At 54.7% G+C, this 17,390-nt stretch carries 10 protein-coding genes, 1 other RNA gene and 1 pseudogene; 5 read left to right on the top strand and 7 right to left on the bottom strand.

The window, feature by feature from the left end:
- Positions 1-3 precede the first annotated feature (3 nt).
- Positions 4-761, top strand: a pseudogene (locus tag EIO64_RS02690) (SDR family NAD(P)-dependent oxidoreductase).
- Positions 762-982: 221 nt separating this feature from the next.
- Positions 983-1,346: a transfer-messenger RNA gene (gene ssrA, locus EIO64_RS02685) on the top strand.
- A gap of 215 nt (positions 1,347-1,561) precedes the next feature.
- Here the strand turns inward: ssrA and EIO64_RS02680 are convergent.
- The 7 genes from EIO64_RS02680 to EIO64_RS02650 all read right to left on the bottom strand — a co-directional run bounded on the left by EIO64_RS02680 (position 1,562) and on the right by EIO64_RS02650 (position 13,730).
- Positions 1,562-2,023 carry an integrase core domain-containing protein gene (locus EIO64_RS02680; RefSeq protein ID WP_136890754.1) on the bottom strand — a complete coding sequence of 154 codons (462 nt, stop codon included), beginning with the start codon at positions 2,021-2,023 and terminating at the stop codon, positions 1,562-1,564.
- Positions 2,024-2,456: 433 nt separating this feature from the next.
- Positions 2,457-8,831, bottom strand: a complete 6,375-nt coding sequence (locus EIO64_RS02675; protein WP_207754063.1) for an S-layer homology domain-containing protein — start codon at positions 8,829-8,831, stop codon at positions 2,457-2,459.
- Positions 8,832-8,869: 38 nt separating this feature from the next.
- On the bottom strand, positions 8,870-9,049 hold the full coding sequence (locus EIO64_RS02670; RefSeq protein WP_158629676.1) for a hypothetical protein: 180 nt from the start codon (positions 9,047-9,049) through the stop codon (positions 8,870-8,872).
- Between the two features lie 164 nt (positions 9,050-9,213).
- The gene (locus EIO64_RS02665) at positions 9,214-10,080 is read right to left on the bottom strand and encodes a tyrosine-type recombinase/integrase (RefSeq protein ID WP_158629675.1); all 867 of its coding nucleotides are present in this window, start codon (positions 10,078-10,080) and stop codon (positions 9,214-9,216) included.
- A gap of 341 nt (positions 10,081-10,421) precedes the next feature.
- Positions 10,422-11,267 (bottom strand): tyrosine-type recombinase/integrase, encoded by an 846-nt coding sequence (locus EIO64_RS02660; protein ID WP_119311179.1) that lies wholly within the window; start codon positions 11,265-11,267, stop codon positions 10,422-10,424.
- A 727-nt stretch (positions 11,268-11,994) separates the two neighbouring features.
- Positions 11,995-12,531: a hypothetical protein gene (locus tag EIO64_RS02655; RefSeq protein WP_136890752.1), complete on the bottom strand. Its 537-nt coding sequence runs from the start codon at positions 12,529-12,531 to the stop codon at positions 11,995-11,997.
- Complete coding sequence (locus tag EIO64_RS02650) at positions 12,528-13,730, bottom strand: helix-turn-helix domain-containing protein (RefSeq protein WP_158629674.1); 1,203 nt, start codon at positions 13,728-13,730, stop codon at positions 12,528-12,530. The genes EIO64_RS02655 and EIO64_RS02650 overlap by 4 nt, the downstream gene beginning before the upstream one ends.
- A gap of 413 nt (positions 13,731-14,143) precedes the next feature.
- On the opposite strand from EIO64_RS02650, the gene baiCD reads away from it, so the two are divergent.
- From baiCD to EIO64_RS02635, 3 genes are all read left to right on the top strand, one after another.
- Entirely contained in the window at positions 14,144-16,102 is a 1,959-nt protein-coding gene (baiCD, locus tag EIO64_RS02645; RefSeq protein WP_119311177.1) for a bile acid Fe-S flavoenzyme BaiCD, read from the top strand.
- A gap of 62 nt (positions 16,103-16,164) precedes the next feature.
- Positions 16,165-16,965: an SDR family oxidoreductase gene (locus EIO64_RS02640; protein ID WP_136890751.1), complete on the top strand. Its 801-nt coding sequence runs from the start codon at positions 16,165-16,167 to the stop codon at positions 16,963-16,965.
- 25 nt (positions 16,966-16,990) lie between these two features.
- On the top strand, positions 16,991-17,323 hold the full coding sequence (locus EIO64_RS02635; protein WP_025543945.1) for a nuclear transport factor 2 family protein: 333 nt from the start codon (positions 16,991-16,993) through the stop codon (positions 17,321-17,323).
- Positions 17,324-17,390: the final 67 nt, after the last annotated feature.

The following is a 17,390-nucleotide window of genomic DNA, read 5'->3' as shown; positions in this document are numbered from 1 at the left end:
CCAATGAAGACGGCCATCATCACCGGCGCGTCCTCCGGTCTGGGACGGGAGTTTGCCCGCCAGCTGACGGACATATTCCCGGAGATTGAGTGCTGCTGGCTCATTGCCCGCCGGGAGGACCGGCTGGAGGAGATCGCCCGGGAGATGGTGGGGGTGGAGACGGTCTGCCTTCCCTTGGACCTGTGCGATTCCATGTCCTTTACCACCCTGCAGGAAAAACTGGCGGCGGAGAAACCGGAGGTGGCGATCCTCATCAACAACGCCGGCTGCGGTTACCTGGGCCGGATGGGGGAGACGGAGACCGCTGTCCAGACCCGGATGGTAGATCTGAACGTCAGGGCCATGACGGCGATGACGAACCTGGTCATTCCCTATATGCCGGCGGGGGACGCATCCTCAACACGTCTTCCATCGCATCCTTCTGCCCCACGCCCCGGATGACGGTGTACGGCGCTAGCAAGGCGTATGTGTCCTCCTTCACTGTGGGCCTCAGTGAAGAGCTGAAGCGAAGGGACATTACCGTTACGGCGGTGTGCCCCGGCCCCATGAAAACGGAGTTCCTGGACGTGGGCAGCATCACTGGCCGTTCCCCGGCCTTTGAGTACCTGCCTTACTGCGACCAGGTGCGGGTAGCGGCGGGCGCGCTGCGGGCCGCCAAGGCGGGCAGGACTATGTACACGCCGCGGCTGTTCTACAAATTCTACCGGTTGCTGGCCAAAGTCGCGCCGGTGAAGCTGATGGTAAAATTTACCAAAACCTGAAATGTCATGGAATTGTAACACATTCCGACAGCGGGATGTGTTACAATCTCCATTGGTATCCTGCCAGATATCCCAGAAAGGCCCTCGGCATGGAGATGCGAATCGCAGGCTCCCATCACAAACCAGTGAAGCGTTTGTGATGGGAAGTGGAGGGACAACGGAGCATTGCGAGCTCTCGGTGCAGCCGGGAGCGGGTAGAGCACAGTCTGTCCCGACGACAGGGGGGTGTACCGGTTTCGACGGGGGTATGGAGGCGGGACCAGCGGGCGGCGGCGCCTGACCGCCATAAAACGGGCAATTTATAAATCAAATAACAACAGACAAGTTGCTATTGCTGCCTAATTAAAGGCGGCCGTCTGAACCGGAGTGGCCACAGGCCGGGGAAGGCGTCGTTGATGTGGCGTCCGTGCGGCGGGTAAGAGTTGCCCCGCCCACGCATGATGACTCTCACCTGACCGGACGGCGTGACGGCTTGCCATCCGGAAGGGGAACAGGGAGAAAGACTCCCGCAATAACCGTCTGCGCCCGGAGAAAGTCCCGTTAAAGTGCTTTCGGACAGGGGTTCAACTCCCCTCACCTCCACCATTGTGAATGCCCCTATCCGATCTGAACAAATGCATGTCATTGTTTGGATTGGGTAGGGGCAATTTATGCCTGAACTTTTTGCACTGCAAGGAGGTCAGAATTTCCTATAGTTCTTGCCTTGTGTCATCTGCAAAATACAAACAGGACAAAATCAAAATACAAAACATGTAATCGGCCAGATTCGAACCCCTGATATGTCAGCACACCGCTCCCCTTCACTTGCTGTTCATGAATGCCTCTTCCACCCGACAGGGTATGCGGTTTTTCAACGTGCGATGCGGCCGCTGTGTGCTGTAAAGCTCGATGTACTCGATGCAGGAGGCAAGACATTGTTTGAAGTCTGCCTCGGAGGTATAATCCTTCCGGTAAAGCTCTTCCTGTTTTAGTGTGGCGGAGAATGGCTCGGCGACAGCGTTGTCATGGGGACGCCATGAATTGGAGAAGGATTGTACTACAGTGTGCGCATGAAACAGCTGTCTGAACCGATGAGATGTGCTCTTGCCAGTTGATGTCACCCCCTTGCAGATCGCGCAGTAGTCGCCCTGCCGCATCCCGGTGGCGATGATAAGCTTGAGGTAGGTCTCGTACTTGAGTTTTCTTCCTCCAGTGCAGAACTGCGTCCTGCCAAGGAGACAGGAGGAAGAGGGAAGTAAAAAAGAGGGGATGTCAACAGGCATCCTCTCCTGCGTGAAAGAAAGGGGGATACAAAATAGAACCCGTGTGTTTCATGGGCCTAAAGCCAAAAGTTAAGACAGCAAATTATAAACGGAATCTAAAAAGATGTTCCAATGCCAATTGTCCGGCAGTGCACTTCTCGGCAATGGATAAAACGAATGAGTAGTTACAAGAAAAATGGGGTATTACGGCACACCGCAAAAGGTTTCCGGATTTGTCATGTGCTTCTCCAATGATTCAGCAGGCCCATCCGGCAGAGGGATGCTGTGTTTTAACAGAGCGGTATTGAAGTGGGATGCATTGCCGCCTTCTTCCATTTCTGCAAAGGCGGCAATGCGGCAATTAAGTATATTACGGCTTAAAGAACTCCTTATTTTATTTATGCATACGGAGGAAAGGGAACGAAGTCCCTTTCCTCCGTACTGTTCAGTATGCTTACCAGAGCTGTGTCCAGTCTTCGCTGCCGCTGGTGCGGTCGTAGTCGTGGGCATTGGTGGCCTCTGCGACCTCGTAGTAAGCCCAGTGAGTGTCCGGCACATCGGTGAACTGTTCCAGTTCATCTGCGTGGCGGTCCACATAGGCTTCATCCGCACTGCGGTCCAGCATCCGGTTGACGATGGTGGTCACCTGGGCGCGGGTGATGGTGTCGTAAGGACCGAAGCGGCCATCGGAGTAGCCGGTGATCCAGCCATACTTGATCGCGCCTACCACATAGTCATAGAACCAGTCGTTCTCGGATACATCCGTAAAGATGTTCTCCCCACTGGTGTCCAGTTCTGCAAAGCGCATAGCGATCACGGTGAACTCCGCACGGGTGATCGCCCGGTCGGGGGCAAATTGCCCGTTGCCGATACCGGCGACGATGCCCAGACTGCCCAAGGTATTGACCGCCTCGGCATACCATGCGTCCGGGGCCACGTCGGAGAAGCTGACCGTGATGGGCACATTCTTATTGAGCAGGAGGTTATAGAACATCTGCGCCACCTGGGCGCGGGTCATGTTATCGTCAGGCCCAAACCACCCGCCGCCATAACCGCCGAGATAGGCACTGTGGTCCTTGGTGTTCAGCCAGCCAGATACGCCGGTGTCGTCCGGGTCTGCCACACCGCCGTTCTGCTCGGCAAAGACCGCCTCGATGGTGTGCTTTTCACGCACATTCTCAAAGGTGTACTTATCCACAGCGCCGACGCTCTCGCCGTCCACCAGCACATCCTCGATCACATAGCCCGCATCCGGGGTAATGGTAAAGGTTTTGCTGCTGCCACGGACCACGCGAACGCTTCCGTCAGGGCTGATCTCTCCGCCCTTACCGGCGCTGGCCGTGATGGTGTAGCGGGTGGTGTGACTTCCGCCGCCGCTGCTGTCGCGGGCGAAGCTGGCCGTGATGGTCATGTTCTCGGAGATGCTTATCATCTCATAGCTGCTGACCGCGCCCACGCTTACGCCGTTTACTGCCACATCGGAGATATGGTAGTCGGAGCTTGCAGTGATGCTGAAGCTCTGACTCTCGCCTCGCTTCACCAGCAAGGTGCCGCTGGGGCTGATGGAGCCGTTTTCACCGGCCCGCGCCGTGACGGTCAGGTAGGTCGGCGCATCGGGAACGTCGTCGCCGTTCTGATCCTCGCCAAAGTAGGCCACAACTTCGCTGTTTGCCTGCACGTTCTTGAGCGTCCAGGTATCCTTGAATGGATTTTCTGCATCATTGTTGGAGTAGACCACCTTGCCGTCCACAGTGATGTAGTCTAGTGCGTAACCTCCATAGGCGGTAATGGTGAATACAACATCATCGCCCGCGTCAACGGTCTTGCTGACGGGAGTAATGGTGCCGTTACCGTCGTTTACTCTGGCGGTGACAGTGTATCTCTCGCTTGGCGCGGGATCGTACTTGTCGGGAACGCCGTCGCTGTCCGCATCGGCGGAGAAGGTCACGACGATGCTGCGGTCGGCCTGCACATTGGTGAAGGTGTAGGTCTTGCTGTCCGCATCATAGCCGGCCAGATTGAGGTTGCCGTCGTTCAGATACGTGTCACCGTCAATGACGATCTTATCCACCGCATAGCCGGAGTCGGGAATAAAGGTAAAGCCTTGGTCGCCGCCCTCTGCAACGGTGGTGTCTCCGCTCGGATCGATGCTGCCGTTGGGACCGGCATAGGAGCGAATCACATAATTCTCGCCCAGCACGTCGGCTGTGCCATCGTTGTCGGAATCATAGCCCCAGACAGCGTACACGGTGATGTCTTCATCGTCGAAGGTCACGGCGGGAACGATTTGTACATACTTGAAAGCTTCGGTATCGGTTCCCTTGAAAATCTGTCTGTGCTGGTTGAGGGACCAACCGATGAACACCACGCTGTCGCCGCTGCCATCGCCCGCACTGCGGTAGGAGAGGCGCGTCATGCCGATGGAGGCTAACTCGGGCACATGCGCGGGAGTGGTTTCTACGGGGGGGGCGCTCTCCTCGGTAGGGATGGATTCCTCAACAGGATCGGTTGCGGCAGGTTCGCTCTCTGTGGGCTCTTCCTCACCTGCGGACTCTCCACTGGGGAGCGTCTCTGTCTCCGGCTCGTCTGTGGGGCTGGGAATCACAGCGGAGTCATCCGTGGCTGGCGCCAAGGTGTAGGTGGGTTCTTCGGTGTCCAGAACTGCGACCTGCCCGGAAACATACTTGATTTCTCCGCCGTCGGGGACGCCAGCGACTTGATCACCGTCGTTGATGGCATTGCCGTCATAGGCCAGGGTGTACTTGCCGTCTTCCTCCACGTCGGGCGCGCCGTTCTCGTTGGCGTCATAGCCCCAGACGGCATAAACTTCATCGTTGGCAGTCAGGGTGAGCTTGTCAATGGTATTCGGGCCGTCCTTATCGGAAGCGCCGTAGATTTTAGTGTCCTGCTCAGCGCTCCAGCCGATGAAGATGATCATGGTGCCATCTTCAGCCGTCTTGTGAGTCGGTTTGTCGGTGGTGTTCAGTTGATAGTTTTCCGCTTCATCCGCGCTTACTTTCTCCTGCCCCGGCCCGCCGAAACCGCCGTTGGCATCGTAGGTCAGGGTGTAGGACGCAGAAGGATCGGGGCCGGGTTCCACATCCTTGGCATTCACGGTGATGCTGATGGTGGTCATCAAGGGAATGCTGTTCGTGTTCGTGACGCCCTCCGGCAGCGTGAGCGTGCCGTTCAGGGTGAAGGTCTGCGCCTCTGCCTTGCTGGGATCATAGCTTGTGTTTTGAGTATCCCACGTAACATTAGCCTGCATATCGCCCTTCGTGGTCTGAATCGTCACCTGCGTTGGAAGCCCCATCTCCTCAATGGCGGTGCCGTTTTCCACGGTGATTGCCGCAGGCGGTACGACATTGATCAGGTTGGGCTTTTCCGTGGGTTCCGTCACATCCGGCTTCTGGTTGCCATCAGTATCATAGCCCCATACGGCGTAGATCGTCAAAGCCGTGCTGTCGATGTAAACCCTGCCAGGCAACAACGCGATCTTCTCAAACGCTTCCTGATCCTCCTCGCCATAGATTTGGCCGGTTTTCGTTCTGGACCAGCCGATGAATACAACGGATGTTTCGTTGACGGGGGTGTGGGTTGGCGTTTGGCCGCTTAGCTCCACGGTGGTTCCTTCCCAAACGGTCTGCTCATCCGGCAGGTCGAAAACCTCTCCGCCGCTCTGTGCGTTGCCGCCATAGGTCAGCGTGCCTTGCCCGCGATAAGTCGCCGTGTACATTTGGCTTTCCTGTACAGTCGCTTCTATTGTTCCGCTCTTATCGTATTCCGGACTCCAGCCCGCAAACTGCCAGCCCGTGCTTGCTGTCACGGCAGGGGCCTCCGGATAAGAGCTGTAGCCCGGCAGCAGCTTATCATAAGTCACTGTCTTTTCGCTATCGGCAAACGTCCCGTGCTCCCCAGCCCGGAAGGTGATCGTAATGTACTGCTCGTCGTCGGGCTTTTCGTCGTTGTTCTTATCCTCGTTGTAGACCGACGTGTAGCTCTTGTTGGCGTCTTCCGCCCCCACGGAACTTCCAACGGTGATGCCGTCGCCCTCCGTGCCGGAGCCATAGGCGTGCTTGCTGTCATCCTGCCAGGAGTCAAACAGGTAGGTATCTTCGGGAATTACTTTGGGGGCCTCGGGATAGGTCTCCGCCTCAAAGCCTGCTTCGTTTGCTTTTACAAGGAATACTTTCAGAGCACGGGAGTCCGTGTCATAGATGTAATCCTTTCCTGCCTCCATCTGCTCCCACATGGTGTCCTCAATATCCCAACTGCCATAGCCGGTGCCCCGGAAGGTCAGCGTCACCGTGTAGGTATCCGGCTTGTCGTTGTTGTCCGTGTCAAGATAATAATAGACATCGGCGGTATTTGGTCCATCCTCGGTCACGGTCAGGCTGCCGGATGTCCCCTCATTGGAAGTCACATAGCCGTTACGGGCAGGGCGGCCGTATGTAACAGTTTCGCCGGGTTTCCGGTAACTGGTAAGGGTACGGGCGAGGCCAAACTCTCCGCTCTCCTGCTCGGTGTAATAGCGGATGGCAACTTCTTTATGGCCTTCGGCAGCGTCGTAATGCGCATCAAAGGTGAGATCTGCCGCGTCTGCACCGACGGGTTGGTTCGCATAGTCGGCGTAGCGGCTGGATTCATTTTTATTGTTGAACCAGCCCGTCCAGACCATACTGTCCGCCGTTGCGTTGACCTGCGGGATCTGCGGATACTTGTCGCCCTCCAGTTCGCCTTCCACTGGTTTTACCAGCTTGTAGGTCAGGGTCTTTTGATCCTCTGACAGTGCTCCGCCGGATGTCAGATTATTAGGATCAATGATTCCGTTTTCACCGGCATTAAACGTCAGGGTGATGGTGTGGTTGTCCGGCTTATTGTCATTGTCCGCATCCTTGTACAGGTAAACGGTTTTCTCCACACCCGCTTCGATCATCGTCCCCGCAACGGTTGTCGTAGAAGCAGTATAGCCCTCCGGTATGGACTCACTCACATCCACAGAAAATGCCTGCTTGATGGCAATTTGCTCTGTGATATTCTCTGGCAGAGCAGGCACCGCGGTGTCGGGCTGCTCACCCGCACCCCACTGGAATTTCACCGTCAGGTTGCCCTTTTTCACATCAAAGTGGAAATCTAAGGAGCTAACCGATTCCTTAACGACTTGGATCTCTCCACCCTCTCGCAGCACAAAGTCCTCATCGTTATAAGTGTCTTTCCACGGCTCATCAGAGCTGCTAATATACTCTCGGATATGCTCCCGGCCACGTTCCTCGTTCGGTCTGAACAGGGCGTCGCCCTCCGCCACCGTGCGCAGGTAGTTCGCCGCCGGAATGTCACTGCCGTTGATGTCGGTCGGGTCTTCGATGTACAGGTTGATGGTGATATTCCGCTCGTTCACTTCATTCACAGGAACCCAGTGTGGTACAAAGATGATGGTGGTCCCAGCGGCATCGGCGGCTACATCTTTTACATCTACAATATCGCCGGCGTGATACACTGGGGCACTGGTTCCTCTTACAACGTAGCCATCCGGCGAATACCCCTTTACCGTCTCATAAGGTGTCCGGCTGGTGATGGTGATGGTATCCTTGTTGCCCTCCACCACTGTGAAGCCCGTCTCTGGTTCGCCAATCAGGTCGTTGTTATTCCTATCATTCCGGTATTCCACCGAATAGGTGATGGGAGTCGCGGTCAGGAAAAGCTCTATGTTGTCTCCCAAGCCATTGGGAAGATCAAAGCGGTACTGATATTGCTCCTGCGTATAGCTCGGTTCTCTCCCGTCGTGCAGATTTCCGATATTCTTTTCAAAATTCATCTCCGCTTCGCTTACCTGACCGTTGACCTTGACGGTAAGCTGCGGTTTTTCATAGCCTGGCTTGAGATTGAAGTAGAACTCGTTGCCGGTTCTGCCCGTCTGGAGATACACATGGTTTACGCTTCCCGGAACATATTCCTCAGCGCCATCGTCCCAGCCCACAATATTTCCTATGCCGGACAGTTCCTTGATGATGACCTCGTTTCTGTCTGTGCGCTTAAAATTACCTTCGCTGATATAGAGGTCAGTGTACACATCGGATATCGTAACCTCATAATCATTCTGATAATGAATTGGAGCTGCTGTAGTGTCCTCCTGCACCAGAGTTATCCGTACTGTTTCGCCGCTTGGAAGGGTAGACTCTACATAAGCACCCTCGCCGGTCTCTGTGCCAGGAGTCTGAACCTCGTGGCCGTTGATGACCAGCATATTCAATGTGTACCGATTTAACAGGCTGCCCGCTGTTGACTCAATTCTAAAAGTGATCGTTCCGCCCGGCGTTATGCTCTGATTATTGTTACCGCTGGTAATGCGGCCATTGCGGAATGCGCCGTCAGTTGTATTATATGAAAAGGTATATGATGTTGCAGCTGTCTCGGTGATCGTAATAGTCAGTTCGTTCTGTACGTTATCCACCGTAAAGAGCATTTCACCGGTGTCCTGGCCAAAGACTGTACCGGTGTTGGAAATGTCAGTATCTCCTGCCTTTACGACCAGTCGTTGTCCCTTGGCCGACGGCATTGCCCGAAAGGTCAGGGAGTCACCCTTCTTCACCAGATCGTCCCCGGCGGTCTTCTCCGCGCCGGTCACATGATACGTTACCGGATACTTGGAGACATAGTAAAGGTCAATGGTTTCGCTCTCGCCCAGAATGGACAGTGCCCCGCTGATGGAGCCGTAGTAGGTGATATCCTGCCCCGTCAGAGTGCCCGCTTCATACACGCGCTTCCCGTTCACCTCGGCGTGATCGAAGTAAAGGTTTTCCCCGGTCAGATCGGGCGCGGTTTCGCTCAACTGACCAGCCTGCACATTTTCTTTAGGGGAGTCGCCTTTCACGCCATCCTTGTAGATGGTAAACTTGGCCGCAGACACCGCCCCTTCCTCTCTCTGGCCCAGATCCTGATACGGGGCACCGCCAGAAGGCCCCCGCTGCCCGCCGCCAGCGCAGCCGTGGGGAGCAGCCCCATCAGCATAGCCAGCGAAAGGACCATTGCCAACAGTCGCCTTTTCATGGTATCTTCCTCCTTGCACAGACCTGGATTTGGCACACAGCCGCGGTCTGCAAAAATCGGTGTTTTTCCTATGGAGCTTCAATTCCCTCCATAATGCCTCTATCCGGCCTCCGGCGGCTGCCTGGCCAGGCATTGAAACGCCCCCGCCAAAGGAATTCCACCGTTCATAACTCCTCACCTCCCTTGTAGCAGTCGCTCCAACCTGCAGTCAAAGACTCCTTTTCCAGCAGGCGGTCATACGTCTGCTCGGCCAGCAGCTCCAGATTGGCCCGGATGCTCTCTTGCGTGGCAGTACATAATTTTCGCAGGCACCGGGGGTTACATTTTTCCGCCGATACCCGCGCGTCGCGGGCCAGCGATTGGATGCGGACGTTAATATTTCCACGGTCCATCAGCTTACCGTACCGGGTGCAGAACACCGGGCCGCTCCCGATCCCCCGCTCCCCGGCATAGGCCAGCAGCTCCGCGCGCAGGCAGGGCGGGACACGCAACCGCCGTGGAGCAAACACCCATCCTTCCTGTACGGCCTCCACAGTCACACGGGACAGGGAGCGAAGCGGCAGGTCCATTGTGCCAAACAGCAGCACCAGCAGATAAGTCTGGCGTTTCTTCAGGAGTTTCGCCGCCTGGAGCAACCGGAGATATTCATTCCGGGTCAGCTCCGGCGAAGACACTTCCCCGTTTATAGGGATCTGACCCGCCTGGAGATCCCGCCGTCCGGCAAACTCCAAAAGACCGTTGACTGTGGCCGTGCAGCTATTTACGGTGCCGGGGGAATAGCCCTGCTCCAACAGTTCCGACTGCCAGCTGGAGAGAAAGGCGGGGTCCAGATTGCTGTCCTCCGGCAGGTATTTCCGCAGCTTGGAGAGGTTGCGGCGGTAGGTGCTGATTGTCCCCTTTGTCCGCCCATGCTCCCGCAGGTTTTCCAGAAAACGCAGTTCCAGCTCGTCTGTCAGGCGCAGTCCCGGCCTGCTGAGGCGTTCCGTATTCTCGGAAAGGCTCGGCCTTTCCTGGCTCTTTTCCAATGGCACATCTATCACCTCGCAGCGTCAGAATTAACATTCTGACCACAGTTTTAGCGCACAAGTGCCCAGCAGAAGGACCAAGCACAAAAAATAAAGCCCCCTGCTCCCAATAAAAGGAGAGCAGGAGGCGCACAAAACCAAGCCGCAAAAAATCTCCTTTTGCGGCTTGCTTTTCCATGCCCGGAAGTTAGGAAGTTCCTTGCTTTTCGAGAATAGAAATGGTATAATTTCTTTATGTATATAGTCCCGCAGGTAGAAAAACCGTTTTGTTTGGGGCGGAATGTTAATTCAGTTTTCGCCGGGTATATCCCGGCGTTTGTGCTATCTGTGCGGAATGTTAACTCCGCCTATGACACCAGCCCCAGACGGTCGAGCTGCCGCTGGTGCTCTGCCCCGGAGGTTAGGAGATAGATGCGGGTTGTTTCGATGGAACTATGCCCCAGTACGTCCGCCAGTTTTGCGATATCCCGGTAGGCCCGGTAGTAGGCCGTGGCAAAACAATGGCGCAGGTTGTGAGGGAACACCTTGGAGGGTTCCACGCCCGCATGGACGCACAGCCGCTTCATTTCTGCCCATATCTGCCGCCTTGAAAGGCTTTTGCCGTTTCCTGTGAGAAAGATCTCGCCGGAAACGGTTTTATTTTTCTTGGCGTACTTCAAGAGTTTCCGGGCCAGCTTGGTGGGAATAAGAATGGTACGGACTTTCCCTTTCAGAGAAATTTCCGCCCGGCCCCGCTGAACGGCTTCCACGGTGAGATAGCGGATCTCGCTTACCCGGACGCCGGTGGAGCAAATGGCTTCCATCACCAGCGCCAGCCGGTCCCTGCCCAATTCCCGCGCTGCGGCGATCAGCCGGTCATAGTCCGGGCGGGTCAGTTCACGGGCCGGGTCCCGAAACAGCCGCCGCTGCACCCTGACAAACCGCGTCCGGCAGTCCTCCCAGCCAAGAAAACGGAACAGGCCGTTGAGGGCGGACAAGGCCGCGTTTACTGTGGAAGGCGCCCGGTGCTCGGCCAGCAGCCGCTCCTTCCAGCTAGTCACAGCCTCTTTGGTCACGGCGGCTCCATTCAGCCAGCAGACAAAAGCCTGCACATCCCGCAGATACTTCTCCCGGGTGCCAGCGGCCCGCTCTTCTATGCGCAGATAAGTGTCATAAGCGGTGATCTGTTCTGTACTCAAAATTCGGATATTCATATTAAAATCCCTCCATTCAGATAGTGTGTTCAGTTTACCTGATTGCCGCGGAGGTATCTTTACAATTCCCGAATCTTTCTTAAACACCAATTCACTTTTCTTCTGGAACAAAAATGGTTTGACTGAGTGCAGGTTTTTTTGAAAAGAGACAAGCAAGATGGCCTCCGGTTTAAGGAGGCCATCTTGCTTGTCTCTTAGGTAGGTGTTCTGAATTTGACAACCGGCCAGGTTCATCTAATTGCTCTGGTTCGCCATCTCCTGTGTCCCGGCCCAAGCTGTCTCTATCTTCTTTTGATGAGCAGGATAGCCGTTGCGCTGGTCAAAGCGGTATGCGATGTCCGGTGCCTGCTGGTGGAACCAGTCCGCCAGCTCTGTGGGGTCGTACGCCCCATCCGACCGGTAGAGCGGGAACTGCTCGGATAGGACAAGTCAGACCGTTTCCTGTGCCCCGGCGACTTGGGTGAGCAGGAGCCAGGCATCACAAAAGTAGCCCATCCTGGTATCCTGCGACCAGCTTTGGGGATACTCTCAAGCGTCTTTTCCAGCGTCCGGAGCTTGCGGGGCAGGCCGAACAGAGCATAATAGGGCAGCAGGTCCTCCTCCGTTCCACATTCATTCCTCTTCATTGGAGCGCTCGAACGCCTCCCGGCTAGCCCGGATTCTGACCGGGCCGTGGGGTATGGCATCATAAGCTTTTGGTTTTAGTAATTCCCAGCCTTTGTGGTATTTAAGTTGAATGATATTTATTAAGACCAATCTGCCGATGAAGCCTGGTCAACCATTCCAGCAGGAAGGGAATGCTTTTTCCGTTGGCACCAATTCCCGGCTTGGAAAGTGCGGCAACGATCCGCTGGATATGTACCATCTCCTGCGGAGAAAAATTCGCAAAGTTCGGTGGCGACGGAACATCAATAGAAAGAAAATCAAATTGTGAAATGGTAGTTAAAAAGGTATATGTGCTGTAGGAAAATAGGCAAGAAAGAAGTGTGAGCGGAACGGACTGCGAGGGTTTAATACTGTAAAAGTGGTGAACAAACAAAAGGCAGCAACTCCCGGCCTCCAGGGAATAGGCATCCCCATTGACTATGAGGCACCCGCCTCCATGGTCTACCAAAATAAACTGACAGCCTTCCTGATAATGATAGCCAGTGGCATTGTATACAACCTGGCGGCGCATTTGAACATTGCCGGGAAGCATGTCCTGATGCAGCCAATTCCGGCTCAAGCCACTGTGATTGTATATATTCCCGCCTTCCAGAATCATGCGTAATCCCTCTTCTTTCTCTCCCGATATTGCGCAGGAGTCTCACCACACTCCAACTTAAATAAGCGAATGAATGTATGCACAGAGTTGAATCCGGATTCCATAGCAACATCACATATCGGCAAGTCGCTGGAAGCTAGTAGCCCCGTTGCAAACTGCAGACGAATACGGTTGACATATTTATGGAATGTAATATCCGGGCCATATTTTTCGCTCAATAGGCGGTTGATGATACTCTTGGTCAGGAATAATTTCTGCGCACAGGCATCACATGTGACCGAAGATCGAAAATTCTCCATCACATAGACTTGGATCTCTGAGAGCTGGTCATTGATCAGCCCCTGGGCCTGGGTTCTATTCAGCAGCATTTTTTCACGGTACTGCTGCGGAGTTGCTCCCCGCAACCTCAAAAAGTCCCGATATAGTGCACTTTCACTCTTGAACCCTGCAAATTTTGCCATCATGGTTCCAGTAACATTGCTGCGCAGCAGGCAAGCGCATGCATTGCATACCTGTGCATGACGCAGCACAGCGTTAAACCCCTCCAGACAAACCCGGCGCAATTCTCGGTTCAGCTGGAGTGTGGAAATGTGAAAAGACTCTGCCACAGAGGCAGGCGTCAGTGCCTTCAGGCTGTGCTGCCCTATATAAAGGAAAATCTGACCACACAGGGGCATTGGGAAAAGCGGAGCCACGGAGACAGCAGTTCCATACAGAAGCCGCAGCTGATCTGAGATGCATAGCCGGATCAGCCGACTGTCCTCGTCTGCGCACTGGGCTTCCTCTCGATAGAGGCTTAAAAGTTGCTCGACTAGCTCACGATCCACCTGACAGGCAGGCAGAACCACTGTAGATTCCCCAAAAGCCAAATCATCTTCGGCAAAGCTTGTGACAAAGTAGGCCATCTCCGGGTAGGGATAGATGAGCACTTCCATGCACAGAGGCTCCTCTGAAGACGCTTCAAACCGGAACACATGAAATTGGTGCATACTGCAAAAACAGCCTTGGCTTAATGGGTATAAGGTCTGGTTCACTCGTAGAAAGCCTGAACCAGAGCGAACGTAGAACATCACACACTCGTCTTCCCAAAAGAACGGTGTTATTTCTGAGACGGTATAGGTCTGAACCACACCGTACCAAGAGGCGTGGGCTGTAAAATACCGCTGCGGCTTCTCCAGCATTCTCACGATCTGTTCCATCGGCATCCTCCGTTCTTCCTTTTTGAGAAGATTATACAGCTTACCTACTCCGAGCTCAATACATATATTCTTTTTGTAAAAAAGCGGGAGCATTTCGGATTTTTTTGCACACAGACCTTGAAGTATATTTTGGAAATACGCCAGGAAGAACAGAGCAAATCTACAAGAACCGTTCCGATTCTCCTGTGAGGAATCTGTTTTTTTAAAAGGATCGCTGCAAGTAACTTGTGATTTCTTTCAAATCTTTGCAGCCTCTTTTGCTGTTATAATAAATATACAGACAAGATAAAATTTGAGTTCACTTATGATAATTGCACAGAATATATCCCTTTGTCTCCCACAGAGCAGAGACGGTAGACAGAGCGGATCTAGTATGCGCAATTGTCAGGAACAGCTGTTGAGGAGGCAGAAAAATGTCATTCGAGAAACTATTTTCTCCCATCAAGATCCGGGAGTTGGAGCTGCGCAACCGGGTGGTGATGTCCGCCATGGGCACCCATGAGAGTGCGGCCAGCGAAGACGGGCGCATGGTGACAGACAAACTGATTGCCTACCATGTGGCCCGAGCCAAGGGCGGCTGTGGGCTGAATACCATTGAGGTTTGCTCTGTGGATGCCGCAAGCGCCCCTACTGGCTTCCTCTCCATCGCCGATGATCGATATATTCCCGGAATGAAAAAGCTGTGCAGCGCAGTTCACGCTGCTGGCGGTCGTGTCGCTGTTCAGCTGTGGCAAGGCGGCCTCGCCGTAGCAAGCGACCCACAGGCGCAGATTTTGCTTCCCTCAGATATGCCGCTCTCTCCGGAATATACAGTTCCCGGCATTACAGAGGAGCGCATTCAATCCGTTATTGAAGCGTTCGGCCAAGCGGCCCGCCGCGTCGTAGAAGCCGGGATCGACGTCATTGAGTTCCATTGTGCACACAACTATCTGCCGCATTCTTTCCTTTCTGGCGGGATCAACCGGCGCACAGACGGATGGGGTGGCAGCTTTGAAAACCGCAAAAAGTTTCCTTTGGCCTGTATTCAGGCGATTCGGGCCAATATGCCGGAGGGGATGCCCCTGTTCATGCGGATAGACTGCCAGGATGATATGCTGGAAGGCGGCCTGACCATTGAAGAGGTCATTGATTTCTGCAAGTGCGCCGGAGACGCTGGTGTGGATGTGCTGAATATCTCCCGGGGCAACATTCTGACTGCAGCTACCGTATATGAAGTTGCACCTGTGGACATTCCCCACGGCTTCAACGTGGAGCCTGCCGCACGTATCCGCCGGGAGACCGGTCTGCTGACGATGCCCTGCGGGAGGATTAACACGCCGGAGATGGCCGAGGATATCCTGATGCAGGACAAGGCGGACCTTGTGGTCATGGCCCGCGCCCAGTTGGCGGATCCCGAATTCTGCAACAAGGCTAAGGCCGGAAAGCTGAACTCTATCAAATACTGCATCGGCTGCGACCAGGGCTGCTATGACTATTTCTGCCGCTGCCTGGAAGATCCCTCGCTGGAACACATTACCTGCCTGCGCAATCCCGCTGTTCTGGAGGAAGAGACCATGGCTCTGCGTCCGGCCCCTCAGGCCAAGAAAGTCCTAATCGCCGGAGGCGGCATCGCGGGGATTGAGGCTGCAGATGCCCTATACAAGCGCGGACATCATCCAATCCTCTGCGAAGCCGGAGACACTCTGGGCGGACAATTTGTGCTGGCCGGTGCCGCGCCCCGGAAAGGCGATTTCCAACGGGCGGCGTACATGGCGGCAGAAAACATCCGTGACTTGGGCGTGGAGATCCGAACCAACACGCCGGTGACACCCGCACTCATTGCGGCAGAAAAACCGGACGCCGTCATCATTGCCATCGGCTCCAAGCCGATTATCCCCAATATCCCGGGTGCTGACAGCGGTTGTGTCGTGGAGTCTCATAAACTTCTGGCCCAGAAAGATGTGTCCGCGGGCAAGGCCGTGGTGATCGGCGGCGGACTGGTTGGCATGGAAGTGGCTGAATTTCTGGCTGGGAAGGGTTCCAGCGTGACGGTCGTAGAGATGAAAGACTCAGTTTTGGGTGAGCTGGGACAATTGCGGAAAATCGGCACACATATGGCAATGGCGCAGGAAGATATCCAGGTCCTGGTAAATACCACCTGCAAAGAAATCCGGGCGGACGAAGTTATCGTGGAGCAGGATGGGAAGGAACGGATGCTTGCGGCAGATCTTGTGGTCATGGCGATTGGGTCCAAGCCGGTTCCCTCTCAGGATCTACAGGATACCTGCGCTGAAGCAGGGATTCCCTGCTATGTGGTGGGCGACGCACTGGCGGCGCCGCGGCTGGCTCTAAACGCTATCCATGAAGCCTATCGGGCCGCCCTCTCTATTTGATTTGTTTTCCCCTTCGCATTCTGAAGGTGCGAAGTGATAAAAATGAAGGAGGTCTCATCAATATGGGAATTTACGCAATCACCGGAGCATCATCCGGCATCGGCGCGGCAATCGGCAGACAGCTGAAGGCTCAGGGACACTATGTCATCAACATTTCCAGAAGGGCCGCTGCTGAAGACGCTGCGGACGTCAACATCTCCGCAGATCTGGCGATGAAAGCAGAGCGGGGACGGGTACTGGAGGCGCTGTATGCTGCGGCGCCAGATGGACTGGATGGCTTCGTGTCCTGCTCCGGCGTTGGCCCCACCCAGCCTGCGGATGTCATCGTCAGCATTAACTATTTTGCTGCCAGAGAAATGACAGAAGGCGCCTATCCGCTGGTGGAGAAAAAGAAGGACGTCATCTTGGTGGTGTCCTCAAACTCCGCCACGCTGCCCCAGCTGAACACCGAACTGGTGGACATCATGTTGAACCAAAACGATGAGGACGCAGCGGTTGCCTATGGTAAAACACTGGAGGGACCTGCCAAATATCAGGCGTATCAGGCATCCAAGAATGCTATCGCCCGCTGGGTACGCCGCTGGTCCGGTTCTTGGGCAGCTCGCGGCGTCCGCATGAACACCATCGCTCCCGGCGCTACGCAGACTGAGCTGATGGATCAGGGTGTGGCTGACCCGGATTTCTCTGCCAACATGATTAACTACCCTATCCCCATGCTGTATAACACCGGCAAGTTCCTGCCTGCTGATGATATTGCCAAGGTTGCTCTGTTTCTGCTGAGTCCAGAGTCTGTGGCGATATGCGGTGCTATCATTTTTGCCGACGGCGGAACGGACGGCTTCCTGCGCACCGAGGGATTGTGATAAAAATTGAAGGAGGAATCCAACTATGAATCCACTGACCAATTATGCGGAAGTCTTCAATAAAAACGACTCCAAACTGTTTGCTGAACTGTTCGCTGACGATTGCATCTTCTATGACACCGCTCCTACCTGTGCAGGCATGGACCCTATGTTTGTCAGAGGAAAAGAGGGCGTGGACATGATTTTCAATATGTATTTCCACTCAATGCCCATGAGTGCCAAGCCGGTCTCGCTCAACGGCAATGTTCTGGATTACATCATCTGCTACCCCGGTATTGAGATACCCTGCCGCGGCGAGCTGCTGGAAGAAAAAGATGGCAAAATTGCCCGGTACCATGTGTGTTATCGCGCAGAGTAAACATGACAATATCCTCCTTTCAAAATTGAAAGGAGGATATTGTCAAAAAGGGCAGTAAGTAAGGTAA

Source organism: Dysosmobacter welbionis (genome assembly GCF_005121165.3).
In the GTDB taxonomy this organism is placed as follows: Bacteria; Bacillota; Clostridia; order Oscillospirales; family Oscillospiraceae; genus Oscillibacter; species Oscillibacter welbionis.
The sequence above is the reverse complement of the archived record's forward strand: the minus strand, read 5'-3'. Positions and strand labels throughout refer to the sequence as shown.